We start from the raw sequence: 21,141 nt of genomic DNA on the forward strand, positions 1-21,141 counted from the left end.
ATAATCAGGATTTAGTGATAATAAAACTGTGTTTGCCTTTGGGTTTCAATACCTTGCTGGTGAGTATAATGCGCGTAACCGGTGCACCGTCCCATTTGGTTTTGAAACTGTTATATTCCATTCCTTCGGTCGAGGGAAGTTCTGTGGAAACCGTCCAGCTCCTTGGATCATAAGTGAGCGAGACGGCTTTTTTACCGGATGTGGTGAGGATGATTTTGCCCGGCGTACTGATATCGACATCACAGACTGTCATGAATATTTGCTGCAACGAGTCGGGCTTTTGTTTCAGGGTATAATTATCGGAAACTTCCACCGTGTTTTTACTGCGGTTCAGCTTTACCAGCCGGTTCCAGTTTTGAATGCCGGCTTCCTGCGGATATGCGGGCGCGATGTCCATCGCGAGCGAAACTTCGTTTTCGGAGACATTGCTTTTGACATTCCTCGCATTGAAATGTTTTCCGGCCGGCTGTCCGAGGCCATTGATAATAGGCAGGTTATGGTATTGAGATTGCGTGAACCATAGCTCATACCTTTTGGAAGAAAATGTCCTTGCAGTATAGTTACCACGACCGGCATCGACGATCACAGGTTCGCCGTCGGCGTATACGATGAAATCGCCAACGTCGTTATGGTTGTGGCTTTCCGCATTGTGGCCGGCGTGGGTGGCGAGGTACAGGCCATTGTCGGAGCGGGCGGTGAGTACTTCAATGTCTGAAAGCCACGATTGTGGCACCGGTTTATAAGTTTTGGATTGATCTTGCTTCAATTCAGCAGTCGTGAGCAGGTTCCAGACCTTTCTGGGGCGCTGGAAGCCATTACCGCCGGTAACCGCGCCAAATTGCCCGTAAGCCCATTTGCCAAGCGCAACCAGTTCCGGGTCCTGAACAGCCTTTCCAAAGCGGTAAAGCATTAATCCATCCGGTTTTAGTTTCGGATCGGCGTCGGCGAAGTTCACGAAATAGTCGTTGGCAATGTGGACTTTATACACGTAGGCGGCCATTTTGCGGATCAGATCATTGTCATAAATATTGATTTTTCCGTTGGTGACGCTTTCGAGGATCGCCAGGGCGTCGTAGGCACTGGCACCTGCGGCGAACCAGTAGCTCGGGCCTTCGTCGCAGCCGCCGTCGTCGCCCAGGCTATTGAAATACCGGTCGAGGTACACCATATACTGATAGGCATTATCGCCACGCTTTTGTGCATCTTTTTCAAGTAAAAGATCGGCTATAAGCAGGTTCGACACGATCCACGGGTTCCAGTTGTTGACCGGATTGGTCGTGCTCAGCCAGCTGTATCGTTTAGGATCGTTCAGCGGTTCGAATATCTTTTTATTGGTTTCAAGGTAAATACGAGGGCGGATCAATGGCGATATTTTATCCAGTTTCGCTCCCAGGAAGTAATCAGTAAGTGCCAGTACTCCCGCAGTTTCGGCTCCGAAGAGGTCGACGGTCGGATCTTGTACGTCGGGCAGGCCGTTTTGGGCTTTTTGTACACTCAAATGCGCAGGCACTCCCCAGTAAGTTTCTTCACAAATGGCCCATACCGAATTGAGAATGGCTTCCATGAACCGGTCTTTGCCTTCGACGGCTTCGGCGAGGACAAGGTTCATCAACTGGTTTCTCCTTCCGAATGACGCTGCCGCGTGCCGCTCACGGTCGCCGCTACGGGTGAAATCAAGCAAAAGGCTCGCCGTGACCATCGGGACAGGCTTTTCTAATGCCTCTTCACCAGCTCTGATAATCTTCGCGAGTTCGGCAGGGTCGGTTTTACTGCGCCATTCTTCTGGTGTTTTGGGATAGGGCGCCCATTGACCGAGCGGGATGAGGGCTTCTTTGAATGCGCTTTCTGTGTACTTCTGCGCGAGGATGTTGCGTAGGGTGACCTGCGCGCCCCCGGACTGCGCGCCCCCGGCCAACACGATTGCCAGGGCAATTGCCAATAGTAGTCTGATCATAACGGCTGTGGTTTAGGAAGTTGAATGTAACCGAATATAAGACTTCATTATCCAGTAGAATCACTTACTTCGGCCTTTAATTTATTCAATTGGAACTAATGCCTGAAAAAATATGAATGTCGATCGTCTGAACCGCCGCGATTTCCTGAAAGCCGGTGCCGTTGTCTCTTCCTTTATGATCGTGCCCCGGCACGTGCTCGGGCGAGGGTACAAAGCGCCAAGTGATATGATTGCACTGGGTTTCATCGGTTGCGGGCGGCAGAGCGGAGGCCTACGCAATCGCTTCCTCGATACCCAGGAAACACGCATTATCGCGGCTTCGGATGTGTACGCGGTCAAGCAGGATACATTCGTGAATGCTACTAATACATGGTACTCCGAAAAACTCGAACAAGGTACTTACAAGGCTGCGGCCGGCATGAAGGACTTTCGGGAATTATTATTAAGAAAAGATATCGACGCCGTGGTGATCGCCGCGCCGGATCACTGGCACGCTGCCATGGCTGTACGTGCCGCCGAGGGGGGTAAGGATATTTATTGCGAAAAACCGCTTTCACTGACGGTGAAGGAAGGCCGGGCGATGGTGAATGCTGTCAGACATCATAACCGGGTGTTCCAAACGGGTAGTATGCAGCGCTCGGCGCCGGAATTTACGAAAGCCGTGCAACTGGTAAGAAGCGGGGCCATTGGGACGATAAAAAAGGTGTATGTCAATGTAGGCGGCCCTCCGAAAGTGTGGGATTTGCAAAGTGAAACCAAGCCCGAAGGCCTCGATTGGGACTTCTGGATGGGCCCGAATACGATCGAAAGGCCGTATAACAACGAACTTGCGCCTGCTATGGACGCTAAGTTCTGGCCAAAATGGCGTGATTACGTTGAATTTGGCGGCGGTGGTATGACCGACTGGGGTGCACACATGTTTGACATTGCGCAATGGGGACTGAATATGGACGCCAGCGGGCCGGAAGAACTGGTATATTCCGAGCCGGGTAAGGGTTTGGTTTACAAATATGCCAATGGTGTTGAAGTTGTTCATCGTCCCATGGAAGGCAAACAGCATTGTCATTTTGTGGGTACCGACGGCGAAGTATTCGTAGCCCGTGGCGAGTTAAAGACCACTCCTGAGCCATTGAAGGACAAGGTTTTCAATGCAGGCGACGCAGGTGTTTACGTGAGCACCAACCATTATAAAGATTTCCTGAATGCGATCCGGACGAGGAAGCCGCCCATTTGCGATGTGGAGATTGGCCACCGCACGGCGTCGGTTTGCAACATCGGGAATATCGCGTACGGTTTGGGGCGTTCGCTGAAATGGGATCCGGTGAACGAGGATTTTGAAGGGGATAAAAAAGCCAGTCAACTGCTGGGCAGGCCGATGCGGAAAGAATGGAAAGTCTGATGTTGTCGGACACATAAAATTGTCATGGGTTTTTCCAAATTGTGTATTTTTGTAACATGATTGAACAGCCCACGGTTATTCGTTTTAAGGAACTCGACGAGCTCGGAAATGTATCCGAAGCACTTCTGAGGCTCGGTGCAGATACGCCCGTCTGGCTCTTCGAAGGCCAGATGGGAGCCGGTAAAACGACGCTTATCAAGGCATTATGCAGCCATCTCGGGGTTACAACCCATGTACAGAGCCCCACTTTCTCGCTGGTGAATGAGTACGATGCGGAGGGCAGAACAATCTATCATTTTGATTTTTACAGGATTAACGACGAAACAGAAGCCCTGGACATGGGTGTGGAGGAGTATTTCGATTCAGGAGATCTTTGTTTTGTCGAGTGGCCACAGAAGATTGAAAACCTTTGGCCGCTGAACTATATGCAGCTGCATCTGGAAGCGGATGAAACTGGCATGAGAATATTGGAAGTCACCAAGGTATAAGAGGTCACATTTAGTCAGTTACAGTTTCACTTTCATTTTGCTAGTCAATGGCACAACCTCAGATTACCGGTTTTGAAGAGCTCGCCAAGCAGTCGGTGCTGTATCCCCAGGAATCATTAATGGCTGTCCGGAAGGATCAGAATTCGCTGCATATCGGCTTGCCGAAAGAGGTTTCGTTACAGGAAAACCGGATCGCGCTCACGCCCGACGCAGTGGCTATCCTGGTCAGGAACGGGCACGAAGTATGGGTAGAGAAAGATGCCGGCAAAGGAGCCAATCTGTCGGACCATGAATACAGCGAGGCCGGGGCGAAGATTGTCCACAGTCCCGAGGAAGTGTATCAGGCCAATGTGATTCTGAAAGTGGAGCCGCTGGTAGAAGAGGAGTTCCGTTACGTGAAAGCCGGGACAACGCTCATCTCGGCACTCAACCTTCCAGCGTTGGAAAAACAATATTTTGAAAAGCTGAATGAACTGAAAGTAACCGGCATAGGCTACGAACTGATTGAAGACAAGGTAGGAGGGAAGCCGATTATCCGTGCTATGGGCGAGATCGCCGGCAGCACGGTGCTACTGATCGCTGCCGAGTACCTTTCAACACCGAATGGCGGCCGGGGCATTATCCTGGGCGGTATTACGGGCGTACCACCGACCAAAATCGTGATCCTCGGTGCGGGTACCGTTTCCGAATATGCCACACGCGCAGCCCTTAGCGTGGGCGCGGACGTGAAGGTTTTCGATAAGCACATTTACCGCCTGCAAAGGCTCAAATATTCAATCGGGCAAAATCTGTACACATCCATTATTGAATCCGAAACGCTGGCCGAAGCCATTGGCCGGGCGGATGTCGTGATCGGTACCATGCGTGCCGAGAATGGTCTGAGTCCGATGGTCGTAACGCGTGAAATGGTGTCGAAAATGAAGCCAGGTTCGGTGATCATCGACGTCAGCATCGATCAGGGCGGGTCGTTTGAGACTTCGCGGATGACGACCCATAAAAACCCGACATTCAAATACAACGAAGTGATCCATTACTGCGTGCCCAACATCCCCTCGCGCGTGGCGCACACGGCGAGTACGGCGCTTAGCAATGTATTTTTGCCCTTTTTGCTCCAAACCGGTACAATAGGAGGCATTGAGGAAATGATTTATGCCAATCGTTGGTTTATGAAAGGAGTGTATTGCCACAAAGGCACGCTCACCAACTCCCACATCGCCCGGAGCTTTAACATGAGGTATAAGGATCTGACGTTGCTTTTGGCGGCGAGGATGTAGGGGGCTATAAGCTTTAAGCCTTAGGCTGTAAGCTTTTTATATTTTTGACAATTAAACTACGTGTGCTAGCGCGCAATCAGCTTTAGCCTATGGCTTATAGCTTAAAGCATATTACAAAAATGATCAACAACAGCAATGAAAACACCCTGATGGACGATGCAAATTCTCCGGATTTGAATCAGAAATTGATGGGTTATATATCGCAGGATTTTATCAAGGTCGCCGACCAGCTGAAAGAAGCCTCGTACCAGATTCGTAAACGCGGTTTTTCGGAATATCCGATTTTCGCGGTTACCAACAATGAGATCGATCTGGGTGTGTTGCTTATCGATGCAACGGAACTGACAAATCGTTATATTTACAAGGCGTCGTACATGCAGGAATTTGTCGATCGCAAGCTGATCGGTCCGGAATCGGTGCTGCTTTTCACGGAAAACTATAAAAACCCGGAAGAATTCTGCTGCCTGTTCGCGTTGATTGGCGAGTTTTCGGGTTTTGTATATGTGCCATATCCCGAAGATTAGCGGCAGAATGCCGTGTGGAAAGTTGCGTAAGGCCGCTTAATAAACAGTTGGAACGCTTACTAGGTCGTGGGGATCGGGTTCCTGAATTTTATTTTAGTTTTAGAAATTAATTGTTTGAAATTCAGCTAAAAAATCCCCAGTCTATGGAATCTAAACTACTTCTCGAAAAGGAACTCGAACCCATTTTCCTCCAAAAATTCCCGCCATTCTCCGAAAGCGTCAAAGAATTTCTCGTGCAGTATGGTCCTTACATTATCCTGATACTCTCGATTCTCGGAGTGTTGGGCTTGCTAACGGCGTTGGGTGTAGGTGGTGCGGTTTTGGGTGCCGGGGGACTTACGGCAGGTATTGGATTCAATGCTTACATTGGGATTGCGCTCGGGATCGTTACGCTGGTGATGTACCTGATGGCGTTTTCTCCGCTTAAAGCGCGCAAACGTGCCGGCTGGAACTTGCTCTACTATGCATTGCTGATCGGCCTGGTTAGCAATCTGATTCAGTTGAGCATTTTGGGCTTCATCATCGGCGGAATTATCGGCTTCTGGGTTCTTTTCCAGATCCGCGAGAAATACGCTTAAATATTAAACCGGCCTGTGCCGTGTAAAGCGGGCGGATTATTCCGTCCGCTTTTTATTTTTGCCATTGGTCAGTCAAATGAGGCTTTTGTACTTGTGGTTACTGCGACCAGGAAAATTAGTTCGCATATTTGCGGTAACACCGTTTTGAAATTTATGAATATCATAGAGGTAAGGAATGTAACGAAGGAATATTCCAGCCACACCGCCCTGGACAATGTCAGCATTTCTATTCCCAAGGGCTGCATTTTCGGGCTGCTGGGGCCGAATGGGGCGGGGAAGACGTCGCTGATCCGGATCATCAATCAGATTACTGGTCCGGATAGCGGAGAAGTACTGTTTGATGGCGTTCCTCTCAATCCTGATCATATTTCGCGGATTGGCTATTTGCCGGAAGAGCGCGGGCTTTACAAGAAGATGAAGGTGGGGGAACAGCTGCTTTACCTGGCGCAGCTCAAAGGGCTTTCGCAGAAGGAGGCGATGGAAAAGCTCAAAACCTGGTTTATTAAGTTTGATATTAAAACCTGGTGGGATAAAACGATCGGCGACCTCTCGAAAGGAATGCAGCAAAAGGTGCAATTCGTTTCGACCGTTTTGCACGAGCCCGACCTGATCATTCTCGACGAGCCCTTCTCCGGTTTTGACCCGATTAATGCCAACCTGATCCGGGATGAAATCCTTGAATTGAAGCAAAAAGGCAGCACGATCATCTTCTCGACCCACCGGATGGAAACCGTGGAGGAACTTTGCGATCATATTGCTTTGATTCACAAATCACGCAAAGTGCTCGACGGTGCGAAACGAGAGATCAAAGAGCAATTCAAAACACATACCTATTTTGTCGAATACAAAGGCCACCTCGACGAGCTGGATCCGATATACCAAATCCTCGATCAGAAGATCCTGGAAGACGGCTATCTGCGCTCCAATGTCCACCTGGATGGCGATGCGAATGCCAATGCATTGTTGCTCAATCTCGTGTCGAAAGTGGAGATCCGTGCGTTTGGAGAGAATATCCCGACGATGAGCGATATTTTTATGAAGGCGGTCAATGAAGTGCCCGAGGCATGACCGGGGCGCATTCCATTCATAGTTATTAATCCGATTCCCATGCGAAATATATTTCTGGTTATTAGAAGAGAATACCTGGTAAGGGTCAAAAAGAAGTCGTTCCTGGTGATGACCGTGCTGGGCCCGCTGCTTTTTGTGGCTTTCTATGGGACGGTATTCTGGGCCGCCGTGAGCTCAGTGGATATCAAAACAGTGCAGGTACTGGATGAAAGCGGTTTGTTCCGGAACAAATTCAAGGATTCGGAAACCTTAAAATTCGAGCTGACCGACAAGAGTATTGATTCCGCCAAGGCTGCATTTCGAAACAGCGATGCCAATGCGTTGGTTTATATTCCGGCCAATGTGATCCAATCACCCAAAAGCGTCCGCATTTACGCAGCCAAAAATGTGAGTTTAGAACTGAAGTCGGAGATCGAAAAGGTGATCGAGAAGGAAATCGAAGACATCAAACTCGCGGAGGCGGGTATTACACATAAGATCCTGGAAGATTCACGCGTCAATGTCAATTCTGAAACGATCAGCCTGAGTGAAGAAGGAGAGAAGACGAGCAGCTCGGGCGCGGCCACTGTGATCGGAGGGATTTGTGCATTCCTGATTTACATGTCCGTATTCATCTATGGAACTCAGGTAATGCGCGGGATCACCGAGGAGAAAACCAGCCGAATTGTGGAAGTGATTATTTCCTCCGTGAAGCCATTCCAGCTCATGCTCGGCAAGATTATCGGGGTAGCGCTGGTCGGGCTCACCCAGTTTGTGCTCTGGATTTTACTGACTACCGCTTTGACAAGCGCCACATCGGCCGTGATTGCCAGCAAAATGTCTAAAGAGTCGGCACAGATGGCGGAGGAAATGAAGAAAGCGCAAATGCCGAACCAAGGCCTACCCGGTGGCAATGTCGATAATCCGGTAGCGGAAGTACTTGGAGCAGTGTCCAGCCTGAACCTCCCGCTGATTATTGGTTGTTTCCTGTTCTACTACCTGGGGGGCTATTTGCTGTACAGCGCGCTATTCGGCGCAGTTGGAGCGGCCGTCGACAACGACGCGGATACACAGCAATTCATGCTGCCCATTACATTGCCCATTATTTTCTCCTTTGTATTTGCCCAATTCGTCCTCCGCGATCCCGACGGTACGCTGGCGTTCTGGACATCCATTATTCCATTTACCTCGCCAATCATCATGATGGTCCGCATTCCGTTCGGTGTGCCGGCCTGGGAAATTGCATTGTCGATGGTGCTTCTGGTGCTAGGATTCATGGGCACCACCTGGGTCGCCGCCCGCATTTACCGCGTGGGTATCCTCATGTACGGTAAAAAAGTCAGTTATAAGGAGTTGGTGAAGTGGATATTTTATAAGTGACATCGGCAGTCGGCTTTCGGCAATCGGCTTTAGTAAGGAAAAAGTCTGGAGCCCAAGTATGATAGCCGAAAGCCGACGGCCGACGGCCTTGTTAACTTTTTTTAAGATTCACAAACCGTTGCCATTGTGGTTATTTTGCTAATTTTGGCCGATCATTGATAGAACTGCTCAAAAAGAGTCGCCATCTTTGCGCATTGTGCATATAACTTTTTCAAATTTACCGTCTTTCAGATGACCCGTTTCAACCGTACCAACAACCTTACGGGTTGGATTGTCTTTGCTATTGCATTCATCACCTACGCCCTTACTGTCGAACGTACTGCCAGCTTCTGGGATTGCGGGGAATTCATAGCCTGTGCATTTAAATTGCAGGTTCCTCACCCTCCGGGCGCCCCTTTCTTTCTGCTGATAGGTCGCCTTTTCTCCCTTTTTGCATTTGGTGATTTGCAAAACGTGGCATACTGGATCAATATGGTATCGGTGCTGAGCAGTGCATTTACCATCCTGTTCCTTTTCTGGACCATTACTCTGCTGGTTCGTAAACTGGTTGCCAAAAATGACGAAGAGCTGACACAGGCCGACACTCTTCTGGTAATGGGAGCCGGTATCGTTGGCGCGCTGGCCTACACCTGGTCCGACTCCTTCTGGTTTTCGGCGGTGGAGGCAGAAGTTTACGGTTTGTCGTCCTTCTTTACGGCCATTGTCATCTGGGCAGTATTCAAATGGGAGCGTATTCAGGACCCTGCTACGGAGAACCGCTGGCTGATCCTCATCGCTTATCTGGTAGGATTATCTATCGGTGTTCACTTGTTGAACCTTGTTACGATTCCCGCGCTCGCATTGGTGTATTATTTCAAGAAGTATCAGAAAGTCAGTGTTTTCGGAGGCATTATGGCTTTCGTGGGTGGTCTGGTGGTTTTGGGGATTATCAACTCCGGTATCATCCCGGGCTTGCCGAGCATTGCAGGTAAATTTGAGATATTCTTTGTAAATACTTTGGGATTGCCTTACAAATCAGGGGTGATCTTCTTCATCATATTGTTCATCGGCGCGCTGATATGGGGAATCCGTTTTTCCCAGAAGAAAGGCAATGTGCTGTTGAATACCAGCTTGCTTTCATTGGCATTTGTATTGATCGGATACGCCAGCTACCTGATGGTGCTCGTCCGTGCTGAGTATAATCCGCCGATCAACGAAAACAACCCGAATGACGTTTTGAGCTTCGTTTCTTACCTGAAACGCGAGCAATATGGCAGCCGTCCGTTGTTGTACGGGCCGTCGTTCGTATCACGTCCGGTAAGCCAGAAACGCGGAGCGCCGATGTACCGTAAGCAGGATGGTAAATATGTCATTTACGACTATCGTCCGGAGTATGAGTATGAGCCAGGCGCTAATATGCTGCTGCCTCGTATGTACAGCACGCAGCCAGGTCACCCGCAATTGTATATGCAAATGACCGGGCTGGCGGAAGGCCAGAAACCCACTATGGCGCATAACCTCTCTTTCATGCTCTCGTATCAGATCGGGCATATGTATTGGCGTTATTTCCTGTGGAACTTCGTAGGTCGTGAGAGTGACGAAGAAGGGGCCGGTAATATGACGCCCTGGGATGTCTCCACCAAATACCCTGAGCCGATCGCCAATAATAAGGCTCACGATAACTATTATATGCTACCGTTCCTCCTTGGATTGTTTGGTATTGTGATTTGCTACTTCCGTCAGAAGCGTGACCTTCTCGTATTAGGTCTGTTGTTCATTCTGACAGGTGTTGCGTTGGTGGTTTATCTCAATTCTCCACCTACCGAGCCGCGCGAGCGTGACTATATTTATGTGGGTTCATTCTATATTTTCTGTATTTGGATTGGCTATGGTGTTATTGCCATTGCGGATGCGATCAGCAAGTTTGTGAAAAGCGGCACTGCGCGCGCTGGTGTTGCGACTGCATTAGGACTGGTGGCGCCGGTCATTATGGGTACCAAAGGTTGGGATAACCACAACCGCGACCACCGTTACCACTCGGTTGATTTCGCTAAAAACCTCCTGAACTCCTGCGCCCCGAATGCGATCCTTTTTACAGGTGGTGATAACGATACATTCCCATTGTGGTACGTGCAGGAAGTGGAAGGCTTCCGTACGGATGTGCGTGTATGTAACCTGAGCCTCCTCGGTACCGATTGGTACATTGATCAGATGAAGCGCCGCACCTACAAATCAGAAGCGCTGCCGATCTCGCTAGACAAGAACAACTACGCATTCGGTAAGAACGATATCGTGCCTTTCTATGAAATCCCGAGCGTGAAATCGGGTATCAACCTGAAAGAATACCTTGGACTGGTAAAACAGGAAAACAAGGCTATTCAGGTACCGTTGACAAGCGGCGACATGACGTCCATCCTGCCGTCGTCGGTATTGTTCCTGCCCGTGGACGCGGAGGCTGTGAAGAAGATGAATATCATCAAAAGCGACCTCGTTCCATTCGTGAGCGATTCGATCAGCTGGACAATCGGTAAAGGTGATTTGTACAAATCAGACCTGATCATGCTCGATATCATAGCCTCCAACGATTGGAAACGCCCTATTTACTTCTCGTCGACCCTGGGCGGATCGAGCTACCTGAACCTGAAAGAATACATGCAGCTCGAAGGCTACGCCTATCGCTTGTTGCCAGTGAAGGTACCAGGTGCCAGCGACGGCTACGTGAATGCGGATGTGATGTACAATAATATGATGAACAAGATGTTCTGGCGCGAACTCGACAATCCGAACACCTATTATGACAATACTTACCTTGGCTCACCCGTAGCGACGGCACGCATCGCATTCCTGCGCCTCACCGGCCAGCTGATCGCTGACGGCCGCAAGGAAGAAGCGAAGAAGGCTATCGAGCGTTCGCTAACCACCATGCCGGATAAGAGTATTCCGTACGATCAGTTCTCGGCTAACTTTATAGGTCCATTGTTCGATCTGGGCGAAACGAAGAAAGCGCTGGAAATAGCCGAAACAATGGCTACCCGCGCAGATGAGGTACTGACATGGGCGAAGAATAATTCGACCACACGCCGCCGCGACAGCAACGTGTACCTGTACATCATGCAAGTGATCGTCCAGGAATGCCGCGACGCGAAGCAGGAGGCGGCCGCGAAGAAATATGAAGCGATTTTCCAGAAGCATCTGGCTGCGTTTAACATGTATGGTGGAGGGCAGTAGTATTTGAATAAGAAATACGAAGGGCGGCATTTGCGAAAGCAGATGCCGCCCTTTCTTTTTTGTGTCTTTTGGATGTCGATTAACTTCTTCTATATGTAGTGAGACAAGTAATTATCAAATAACAAAATAAGTTAGTTGCCGGTGGTTGTTGTTAATTAATTGAAAGACAGCTAATTAAAATGCTAGTTTCCGTTAGATAATTCTTTACATAGCTGGACTTTTCGAGAACTTGCGTCTGCGAACTGAATGGCGCTTGTATATCTCCCTTCGAATTCCCAACATTCACGAAAATCAAAACCCCGCCGTAAGCTTGGTACCTGACGGGCGGGGTCGCGGTTTGAGTCAAGTTGTTAACTAAAACCTTTCAAATTTATGAAAAAACGCTCTATCCGGCGCGTAGCGCTGGTGATTGCTTTTGCCTTTGTGTTTGGATGCAAAGACACGGGTGAAAAAGCAAATGTGTTACCCTCCGACGACTTCACGGTCGGACAAGCTCAGAAATGGTATTCCGATCTCCTCAAATCGGCCCGCATTGTCGGGCAGCCTGATGATAAAGTCATTTGGGCGGCTGCGAGTCAGCGGAAGATGGCGGCCGACGATGAAATCGTGGTAGCGCCTGTGTTATCAGGCAATTTTCTAGGCTGCCGCATCAAAGACGGCCGGAAGGATAAGCGGAAGCCCGACGAAGAAAATGTGGCTGGAAGGATACAGCGAAGTCTCATTGTACGCAAGGTGCGTGGTAAGATCGAAGCGCTGGAAATGCGGACGGTATTCGATGCGGATTACGAGCCAAAAGTAAAGAATGGCCAGGTCGATCCCGCCAATTTTGGAGGGAAAGTTTACTTCTTCGACATGGACGGCAAGCTCGTCAACGGATTGATTTATGAAGAAGGAAAGCAGGTAGCCGCATTCGGCCCTAACAAAGGCGGCCGGACTTCTGATATGGTAGAAGTCTGCACGGATTGGTACCATCAGGGCTGTGTGGATGGCTATGGTTGTTCGGGCTGGGTTTATCAGGAGACTACTTGTGAGATGGTGTACGTAAGCGCGGGTTCTAGCGGAACCGGGACTGTATGGTCGAATTCTCTGGACGTAGCATTGAATGGCGGCAGCAATGTCGTCTTAGACGAATTGCTGCAGTTACCTTATATATCTAGTTTTTGGGGCCAAATTAATGACACAGAGAAAGATTATTTTCTATATAGAATGTGGATGATTCCCCAAGCTGCCGCCGCAACTGCGGCAGCAATGTCCTTCGCAGATTGGTTCTATTGTAATCTTTCGGATGATGGTAACTGGAATGCATTCAAGCACGCGGTATGGTCGGCAATCTTGTGCATGGAATTTGGGGTTTCAACTGCACTTCAAATCACCAATAATCATGAGTTGGAATCACCGCCGAATCAGCAGGAAATGGATTTGTTCAACAATGATTTGGGTGTTAAAGTATACAAGAGCGTTAGTGCTTCATTGGCTGGGATGCCTACGCATGTCCCTGGCCTAAAACTAGGTCTAATAGCTGATACTGTCTTGAAAAAAATTGCGGTTGGACAAGGGAAGAGGCTTAGTCCTGAGAATGTAAGCCCGGGAACACCCCAAACTTTTTTTTGGACAAACGGGGCGAATCGATGTCACTGAGTGAGAATGGGGGCACTAGGAGCTGTAAAGAAAGCCGTTGAGCATCAGGCTATTGGTGAGCTTGCTGCTCAGCGGGATAGCCACAGCGTGTTCAATGGAGCAAGGCGGGTTTTACATCGCAGACGTATCGAAAGAGCACATATTTACCGATTCAGCATCGTTCCATCTCGATTGTTGCGTTATCACTTCCGTGACCGGCACGTTGGATGCACCAGCCTTAATAATCGTTGAAGGTTATTTAATCGGAGGATTTATCGATAGCCTGCATTTGCCGAAGGGTAAGGTCATATCGAGAACTCACACGGAGATTTCTATTGGTATCGAAAAATCGCAATCAAATATTACCCCTGTGAAGCGAAAAAGGGTAGTCTGAAAATTAGGACGTTGATCTTTTAAAATGGCGTAAATGAAGACGGAAAGTAAGAGATATGTAGATAGCAGGTTATTTATAATCCTGCTGTTCATCCATATAGCCGTAGGTTGCTCATTCGAAAAGGGCGAGTTTCACATAACGGATGTATCTAAAAAGCACTACTTCACAGACTCGGCTTCCTTTCACCCCAGCTGCTGTGTCGCAACGACCGTGACCGGAACACTGGACGCACCTGCGGTGATAGTAGTTCAGAGTTATTTGATCGGGGGACTTAACGATAGTATTCATTTGCCAAAGGGCAAGGTAAACGTCAAGTCGCATCAGGATCTCTATGTGTATAGAAAGATAGCCATCAAATATTTCCCGGGGGAGGCGAAAAAAGGGAATCTCACAATCAAGACTTCAATCTTTTAAAATGAAATGGCAAAACACATTGAATGCTCATAACATAGCCAAAGCGATTATCCTGTTCTTCGTTGGCTTGGCATTCTTCCTGTTAATGTGGCCGTACTGGATGGAAGACGAGCGCGTATTCGAAGTGGCCAATCCTTCTCAGGCGTATATGTTCGAGGATTCTTCCCGCTCACGCCATGCAGACGTCGTGGAAGCGTCCATCACTGGAAATTTAGACGGGACAGCCAGGGTAGAGATATACTATCCCGATACGATACACCGGGTGTGGACTTTTGAGCTTCCACCCGGGCGGATCGATTCATCAGGCCGCTGGGATTTCTATGATAGGAAAATCCGGATTGACTATATACCCGGAACGGCTAAAAAGGGTCATTTGAAAATCGTTACAAAGGTCTTTTAAACACACAAGCGGCTCGGGTTGTCCGGGCCGCTTGTGTTCATGTAATGTCTTAACAAGTATTTGGGCCGAAGGCAAAGTGCATTACTCAACCTTCAACTTAATCCAAACCAACCGGTGATCGGAGCTGGACTCCCGCTTCTCGACTAACTCAGCCATCGGTTCACCTTTCGCAGGCCAGAAAACGCCGCTATCGACGATTTGGAAACCCTTGCGCGAGGGCAACGCATAATCCGCGCGCATGCGCCAGAATGCGGTGTGGTTCTTGGCAAATGCATTGGTGGGCGAATGCTCGGCGCCGCCTTTACTGGCCGGGGCGATGCTGCCGTTTACAGCCGGATTTGCAATGAGCTGGCGGATGCCGTCCGCGATCGCATTGCCTTCGTCGGGAGAGGCATTCTGGTCGCCGAGGATTACGAACGAGGCATTTGAGGAGAGACCGCCTTTTTTGCCTTTGTCGTCGTAGATGTAGTTGCCTTTGCCACCAGTGATGTAATCGTTCCAGAAGCGGATTTCGTCATGGTTACGCTTGCCGTTACGGTCTTCCTTGCCGTCGAAGGAAGGCGGGGTAGGGTGGCTGGCGAGGACGTGGATGGTTTTGTTACCGACTTTGATCGGTATATCCCAATGCGACTTGGAAGAAAGGGGAAATTGCGCCCAGGCTTCGGGGGCGTACCAATCGGAGCCGTCTTCGGTAGTGGTTTTTAATGCATTAGGCATGTCCTTCCATTTGAAATGCTGGAATGTACGTACTGCCTTGGTATCGATCGGAAAGCGCGATAACAGTACCATGCCGTATTGCCCCGGGTAGTTGCCGAATCCCCAGGCGTCGGAGCCGTATTGTTCCGTTTTGCCGTTTCTGTCCAGGTCATAGGGCGTTGGCTGGCCGGTATTGACGGTTGAGTAATAATAGTAAGGATAATCGATGCCTTTCGCGCCATTCGAATCCTCTTTTAAATACCCTTTGATAAATTGCTCAACGCCTTCCACCGGGTTTTTGACATAGTCGAACTCGTTCAGCAAAATCACATCGGGTCGTATGGTCTTGATGATTTGGGCGATGTTTTTGATCTGCTGGTTCGAACCAGAAGCCAGTTCTTTGATCAGTACCTTCTCGGAATTACCTGGTGTGCCACGCGGGATGTAGTTTTCGGCCTCCATACTCACGTTGTAAGTAGCAAATGTGATTTCTGACGCCGGTCCGGCGGCCGGCGATCCGGCGGCCGCCGGCGTGGTTTGTGCTGAAAGAGGCCCGGGGTTGAGGAACCCCGTGCAAAATAGTGCAACGGAAAGCAATAGAGATTTCATTTCGTAATGTTTCTGGTTAGTAATGAACGATGATGAATGGCGGTATACCGCGACTGATGTCAAGCAAAAAGAGCCGCTCCGGTCAGGAAGCAGCTCTTTTGGAATATGGTTTATTAAACAGGCATGATCAATGGAAGAAATCTTTCATTTTATCAAAGAAACCTTTCTCATTCTTGCCTGGTTTCGGCTGGAAGTTCGGCGAGTGACGGAGCGATTCGAGGGTCGAACGCTCGTCGGAGGTCAATTGCTGAGGAGTCCATACATTAATATGCACAAGCTGGTCACCCTTTCCGTAGCCGTTCAGGTCTTTGATACCTTTTCCTTTGAGACGCAATATTTTGCCTGCCTGAGTGCCTGATTCAATGTTAATGCGCGCTTTACCGTCGATGGTCGGTATTTCGACCGAAGTACCGAGTGCGGCATCAATAAAGCTCAGATGCATATCGAATACGACGTTGTTACCATCTCTTTTGAGCAATGCGTCCTCTTCTTCCTCGATAACGATCAGCAGGTCGCCGGCAACACCTCCGCGTGCAGGAACGTTTCCTTTGCCCGACATCGAAAGTTGCATTCCTTCGGCCACACCGCCCGGGATATTGAGGGTGATCAGGTCGTCTTGCAGCAAGCGGCCTTCACCTGCGCAAGAGTCGCAACGTTCGCTGATGATCTTGCCATCACCGTTGCAAGTAGGACAAGTAGTGGTTGAAACCATCTGTCCGAGCATCGTGCTCACCACCTTGCGCACCTGGCCGGTTCCGTTACAGGTGTTACAGTTAGTCAGCGACGTGCCATTTTTGGCACCATTGCCGCCGCAGGTGTTACAAGTAACGTGTCTTTTTACCTTAATTTTCTTCTCAACCCCGTTTGCGACTTCTTCGAGGTTCAGTTTCAACTTGATCCGCAGGTCGGAGCCTTTGCGTACCCTGCGGCCGTTTCCGCCCTGACGGCCGAAAATATCACCAAACGGGCTGCTATCCCCGAAAATATCGCCGAATTGGGAGAAAATATCGTCCATGGAGAAACCGCCTCCGAAGCCGGCTCCGCCACCCGAAGCCCCGCCTACACCGGCGTGTCCGAACTGGTCGTAACGCTGACGCTTGCTATCGTCGCTCAGAATGCTGTATGCTTCTGCCGCTTCTTTAAACTTGTCTTCCGCAGTAGGATCGTCAGGGTTCTTGTCGGGGTGGAATTTGATCGCGAGCTTGCGGTAAGCCTTTTTAATTTCATCCGCGGAGGCGCCACGATCCACGCCAAGGACTTCGTAATAATCTCTTTTCTTTGCCATTTTTAATTACTGATGTATCCTGTAAGGAAGGTTGAGAGCATTAGGCGCCTACGATTACTTTGGCGTAACGAATGACCTTGTCGTTCAGGTAATATCCTTTTTCAATTTCATCGATCACCTTTCCTTTCTGGTCTTCCGACGCTGCAGGGAACTGCGCGATGGATTCGTGGATTTCAGCGTCGAAGTCGGTGCCTTTTGATTCCATGGCTTTCAGGCCTTTGGATTCCAGGGCTTTATAAAGTTTGTTGTAAATCAGGTCTACACCTTCTTTCAATGCTTCGATATCTGTGGAAGAATCAAAAGAAACCTTGGCGCGTTCGAAATCGTCGACAATCGGGAGGATAAGCTTTACCATATCGGCACTTGCTCCGGAGATCATTTCCAGTTTTTCCTTGGCTGTACGGCGGCGGAAATTCTCAAAATCTGCGTAAAGACGCAGGTATTTATCTTTCAGCTCAGCGATTTCAGCCTTTGCGGCGGTCAGAGGGTCACCGGCAGGTGCCTCTCCCGAGGGCGCCTCACCGGTAATCTCCTGGCCTGCATTATCTAACGGCACATTGTTGGAAATTTCGGAATTTTCTTCGTTTACCAGATTGTCAGTTTCCAATGACGCTTTATCCTCGTTCATTTCGTAATTTTTGTCTTGATCTATGTTGAATTCTGTATTTTCCGGCATAATTCTTCGCGGTTACGTGACTTTTGCAACAGCCATTCTTCTTCTAAATTACTTTGCCACGGCTAAATTACTGACAAGATGGCATTTTACAATCAATTTGTAACTTTGCAACATGACGGCAGCAGATATCGTAAGGCAGGAGAGGAGTCGGTTTATCAAGGCGAAAGCCCTTGAAAGCGGTTTTGATTTTTGTGGTATATCGAAAGCGGAATTCCTCGAAAGCGAAGCCCCTCGCCTCGAAAAATGGCTGTCCCTTAACCATCACGGCGCCATGGCCTATATGGCCAACCACTTTGACAAGCGCCTCGATCCTACCATGCTGGTGGAGGGTGCGAAGAGCGTCATTTCCGTATTATTAAATTATTATCCCGAAGAGCGTCTCCCGGAAGGGGAGGACGATCTCAAACTTTCCAAGTACGCCTACGGTACCGATTACCATTATGTATTAAAGGAAAAGCTCGGCGCATTGCTAACGGCCATTCAGGAAGAAGTTGGTGAAGTCAATGGCCGCATTTTCGTTGATTCTGCACCTGTTATGGACAAGGTGTGGGCTGCCAAAAGCGGTTTGGGCTGGATAGGTAAGCATTCCAATCTGCTTAATCGCGAAATGGGCAGTTTTTTCTTCATCGGGGAAATTATATGCGACCTCGACCTTGCGCCCGACAACGCCACCGGCGATTATTGCGGCACTTGTACTAAATGCATCGACGCCTGTCCGACTGACGCCATTACCGGCCCATTCGTGGTCGATGGCAGCAAATGCATCAGCTACTATACCATCGAATTAAAGGATGCTATACCCGAAGACGTGAAAGGGAAGTTCAATAACTGGATATTTGGTTGTGATATATGCCAGGATGTGTGTCCGTGGAATCGGTTCGCTCGGCCGCACACAACCCCGCAGTTCAATTTACCACAGGAGCTTGCCGGTTTTTCAAACGGCGATTGGGTGGAAATTACGGAAGAGATATTTCGTGAAATATTCCGCCGATCGCCTGTAAAAAGGGCCAAATATGCCGGTTTAAAGCGAAATATCGAATTTGTCATATCCGATGGGTAAAAAGCACAATTATATCTGAAACATCTTATATTTGGGCCGGGGAGTTCCTTTCGATGACTGAATAAAACACTCAATACAATGAGAAAACAATCTGTCAATCTTTGGGCCGTGCTAGTATGCGTAGTGATAGGTCAGATAGTACCAGCGTTGTGGTACAGCACATTTTCAGAACAATGGATGGCTTTGAATGGCTTCACGATGGAGCAGATTAAGTCAGCCACCAGCCCGATCCCTTATCTTGCCAGCATTGTTTCTACTTCCTTCATGGCCTACACTATGGCCTGGATATTCACCAAAGTCCCCGTCAAATCCCTCATAATGGGCTTTCTCATAGGCTTACTATTCGGTACCGTCTTCGTTTTGTTCGAAACGATCGTCAAGGACATGTTTTCCATGCGTGCGCTGGCACTCTCTCTGATCAACGGGGGCGTGAGCGTGATCGTGTACGCACTTACGGGCGCGATCCTGGGCGCGTGGCGGAAATACGAGTAGGGGCACGAATGGTTTAATAATGGTAGGGCCGGATCTTTTAATGAAATGGCTGAGTTTGCACTAGGGGTTCAAAGAGTAATTTTTATGTTGGAAAACTCAAAAAAGCGGGTGTCAAAGCGGCAATCTGACAATTTCTGAATGGCCGGAAGCTGAATATGCCCCGAAAATAGTAGTTTTGAGTTCTTAAAACTCGCGCGTTCCGCAGATAATGATCAGATCTTTTGTCGCTTTCTTACTGATTTTGGGTATGCTCAGCCATAGCGCCAGCGCTCAGGAAGCTTCCATTACTGAATGGAAGAAGGACCGCGAAGAGGCGTTTGATCAACCTTCAGCATCCGTACTGCGTGAAAAAAAAGCGAATGAGCCCAGCCTTCCGCGTTGGAGCATTGGCTTAAATGGGGGATATGCTTACCGGTTATACCGCGTGGGTAGAGTGAATAGCCACGACGAGCAGGAGTATATCAAAGACCTCAAATCCGGTATCGCGTTTGGAGGTGATATCGCGTATTTTCCCTGGAAGCATGTCGGCTTTGGCCTGCGTTATGAAATGTATAAAGCGAAGGCTAACCTGGACAGCCTGCAAAGTGAAAAAGTGATGATCCAACACTTGAGCGGCGCATTAATCCATCGTTCCTTTTTAAAAAATGGCAAGACCGCCATTCTCACTTCCTTGTTGCTCGGCTATCAGCCCTACGAAAATAAAAGTGCCGTAGGCGTACAGCAATTCACGTTTTTGGGCAAAACGATGAACTGGGGCGTCAGCGTGGGTATCGAACAGCCTATAAGCCCCAAATTCGCACTCAACATCACCGGCACTGCTATGATGGGCGCCATCTACCGGCTTCAGCGCAAAACCGAATTCAGTACGGAGACATTACATTTATCGAAGGATGATAGTGTGGATCTGTCGAGATTTTCGCTAACGCTGGGATTCCGGTTTTTGTGATGCGCCTGGTAATCCAGCCTTTACATTAGTTCATTTCTTCCACGAATTGCCGCGTTCGTCAAGTAATTTCCGTTTCAGGCAATGCATATTCTTTTGGGACGAGTTTCGGTCAATTCACTTTTGTCAGGATGTTGAAATGGATATTATTGTTGATTCTGGCTTTCCAAAATTCTAGTTCTGTGAGCGTAGCAAAATGGGAGGTTGAAATTTATCTGCTAGATAGCTCGATACTTGAGGCTGAGCGATCTCAGAGCCGTATCGATCATTGAGCCCTTCCATTTATTACAAATAGCGAAATCTTGGGGTATCAGATGGTACAATCCTATCCAAACCGTGAACCTGTCTACTCAATTGTGTTCAATGATATCGCAAGGGATAGGTTGAGGGAGCTTGATATTCCTGTTTGCTGCGGAAGGCATTTCGTGATCGCCGTCGACAAAAAGCCGGTTCTAGATGGTTATTTTTGGAGTACTTATTCATCGTACAGTTGTGACTTTCTGGTTATCGAAGTCTCATCTTTAAATATTTTCGAAATTCGGAATGGCTATCCAAAGGAACATTCCTTCGGTAATTTACCAGATCCTCGTCGCAATCGCAGACTTCTTCAAGCATTTCAAAAAACTAAGCGTTTGTTAAGAATTTGATCAATAGAAACATGGGACATGGTTTTGGAATCAAGCTAAATGACGAGCAGCCAATCC

The 21,141-nt window shown here is 48.8% G+C and carries 18 protein-coding genes; 14 read left to right on the plus strand and 4 right to left on the minus strand.

What is annotated here, in order from left to right:
• Window positions 1–4: 4 nt before the first annotated feature.
• Window positions 5–1,954: a heparinase II/III domain-containing protein gene (locus AC2YIT_RS12875; RefSeq protein WP_487279422.1), complete on the minus strand. Its 1,950-nt coding sequence runs from the start codon at window positions 1,952–1,954 to the stop codon at window positions 5–7.
• Between the two features lie 112 nt (window positions 1,955–2,066).
• Here AC2YIT_RS12875 and AC2YIT_RS12880 point away from each other — a divergent pair, with 112 nt between their 5' ends.
• From AC2YIT_RS12880 to AC2YIT_RS12930, 11 genes are all read left to right on the plus strand, one after another.
• Window positions 2,067–3,353 carry a Gfo/Idh/MocA family protein gene (locus AC2YIT_RS12880; RefSeq protein ID WP_487279423.1) on the plus strand — a complete coding sequence of 429 codons (1,287 nt, stop codon included), beginning with the start codon at window positions 2,067–2,069 and terminating at the stop codon, window positions 3,351–3,353.
• Between the two features lie 56 nt (window positions 3,354–3,409).
• Window positions 3,410–3,841, plus strand: a complete 432-nt coding sequence (gene tsaE, locus AC2YIT_RS12885) for a tRNA (adenosine(37)-N6)-threonylcarbamoyltransferase complex ATPase subunit type 1 TsaE (protein WP_487279424.1) — start codon at window positions 3,410–3,412, stop codon at window positions 3,839–3,841.
• 47 nt (window positions 3,842–3,888) lie between these two features.
• On the plus strand, window positions 3,889–5,115 hold the full coding sequence (locus tag AC2YIT_RS12890) for an alanine dehydrogenase (RefSeq protein WP_430845188.1): 1,227 nt from the start codon (window positions 3,889–3,891) through the stop codon (window positions 5,113–5,115).
• Window positions 5,116–5,234: 119 nt separating this feature from the next.
• Window positions 5,235–5,639: a hypothetical protein gene (locus AC2YIT_RS12895; RefSeq protein ID WP_430845363.1), complete on the plus strand. Its 405-nt coding sequence runs from the start codon at window positions 5,235–5,237 to the stop codon at window positions 5,637–5,639.
• 143 nt (window positions 5,640–5,782) lie between these two features.
• On the plus strand, window positions 5,783–6,217 hold the full coding sequence (locus tag AC2YIT_RS12900) for a hypothetical protein (RefSeq protein WP_430845190.1): 435 nt from the start codon (window positions 5,783–5,785) through the stop codon (window positions 6,215–6,217).
• Window positions 6,218–6,370: 153 nt separating this feature from the next.
• Window positions 6,371–7,285 (plus strand): ABC transporter ATP-binding protein, encoded by a 915-nt coding sequence (locus tag AC2YIT_RS12905; RefSeq protein WP_487279425.1) that lies wholly within the window; start codon window positions 6,371–6,373, stop codon window positions 7,283–7,285.
• Window positions 7,286–7,324: 39 nt separating this feature from the next.
• A complete protein-coding gene (locus AC2YIT_RS12910; protein WP_430845194.1) occupies window positions 7,325–8,644 on the plus strand; it encodes an ABC transporter permease in 1,320 nt (439 codons plus the stop codon).
• A gap of 231 nt (window positions 8,645–8,875) precedes the next feature.
• Window positions 8,876–11,851, plus strand: a complete 2,976-nt coding sequence (locus AC2YIT_RS12915) for a glycosyltransferase family 117 protein (protein WP_487279426.1) — start codon at window positions 8,876–8,878, stop codon at window positions 11,849–11,851.
• 372 nt (window positions 11,852–12,223) lie between these two features.
• Complete coding sequence (locus AC2YIT_RS12920; RefSeq protein ID WP_487279427.1) at window positions 12,224–13,489, plus strand: DUF6973 domain-containing protein; 1,266 nt, start codon at window positions 12,224–12,226, stop codon at window positions 13,487–13,489.
• Window positions 13,490–13,895: 406 nt separating this feature from the next.
• Window positions 13,896–14,276, plus strand: coding sequence for a hypothetical protein (locus AC2YIT_RS12925; RefSeq protein WP_487279428.1), 381 nt, complete (start codon window positions 13,896–13,898; stop codon window positions 14,274–14,276).
• A 1-nt stretch (window position 14,277) separates the two neighbouring features.
• Window positions 14,278–14,676: a hypothetical protein gene (locus tag AC2YIT_RS12930; protein ID WP_430845201.1), complete on the plus strand. Its 399-nt coding sequence runs from the start codon at window positions 14,278–14,280 to the stop codon at window positions 14,674–14,676.
• A gap of 81 nt (window positions 14,677–14,757) precedes the next feature.
• Here the strand turns inward: AC2YIT_RS12930 and AC2YIT_RS12935 are convergent, their stop codons facing one another.
• The 3 genes from AC2YIT_RS12935 to AC2YIT_RS12945 all read right to left on the minus strand — a co-directional run bounded on the left by AC2YIT_RS12935 (window position 14,758) and on the right by AC2YIT_RS12945 (window position 17,942).
• Complete coding sequence (locus AC2YIT_RS12935; protein ID WP_430845203.1) at window positions 14,758–15,981, minus strand: endonuclease/exonuclease/phosphatase family protein; 1,224 nt, start codon at window positions 15,979–15,981, stop codon at window positions 14,758–14,760.
• 127 nt (window positions 15,982–16,108) lie between these two features.
• Entirely contained in the window at window positions 16,109–17,266 is a 1,158-nt protein-coding gene (gene dnaJ / locus AC2YIT_RS12940; RefSeq protein WP_430845205.1) for a molecular chaperone DnaJ, read from the minus strand.
• 40 nt (window positions 17,267–17,306) lie between these two features.
• Window positions 17,307–17,942, minus strand: coding sequence for a nucleotide exchange factor GrpE (locus tag AC2YIT_RS12945; RefSeq protein WP_430845207.1), 636 nt, complete (start codon window positions 17,940–17,942; stop codon window positions 17,307–17,309).
• Between the two features lie 112 nt (window positions 17,943–18,054).
• On the opposite strand from AC2YIT_RS12945, the gene queG reads away from it, so the two are divergent.
• The 3 genes from queG (at window position 18,055) to AC2YIT_RS12960 (ending at window position 20,440) form a co-directional block, all read left to right on the plus strand.
• Window positions 18,055–19,002, plus strand: a complete 948-nt coding sequence (gene queG / locus AC2YIT_RS12950) for a tRNA epoxyqueuosine(34) reductase QueG (protein ID WP_487279429.1) — start codon at window positions 18,055–18,057, stop codon at window positions 19,000–19,002.
• A 78-nt stretch (window positions 19,003–19,080) separates the two neighbouring features.
• Entirely contained in the window at window positions 19,081–19,494 is a 414-nt protein-coding gene (locus AC2YIT_RS12955) for a DUF1761 domain-containing protein (protein ID WP_430845210.1), read from the plus strand.
• Between the two features lie 247 nt (window positions 19,495–19,741).
• Window positions 19,742–20,440: a hypothetical protein gene (locus AC2YIT_RS12960; RefSeq protein WP_430845212.1), complete on the plus strand. Its 699-nt coding sequence runs from the start codon at window positions 19,742–19,744 to the stop codon at window positions 20,438–20,440.
• Window positions 20,441–21,141 lie beyond the last annotated feature (701 nt).

This window comes from Dyadobacter sp. SRI_021, from assembly GCF_057586235.1.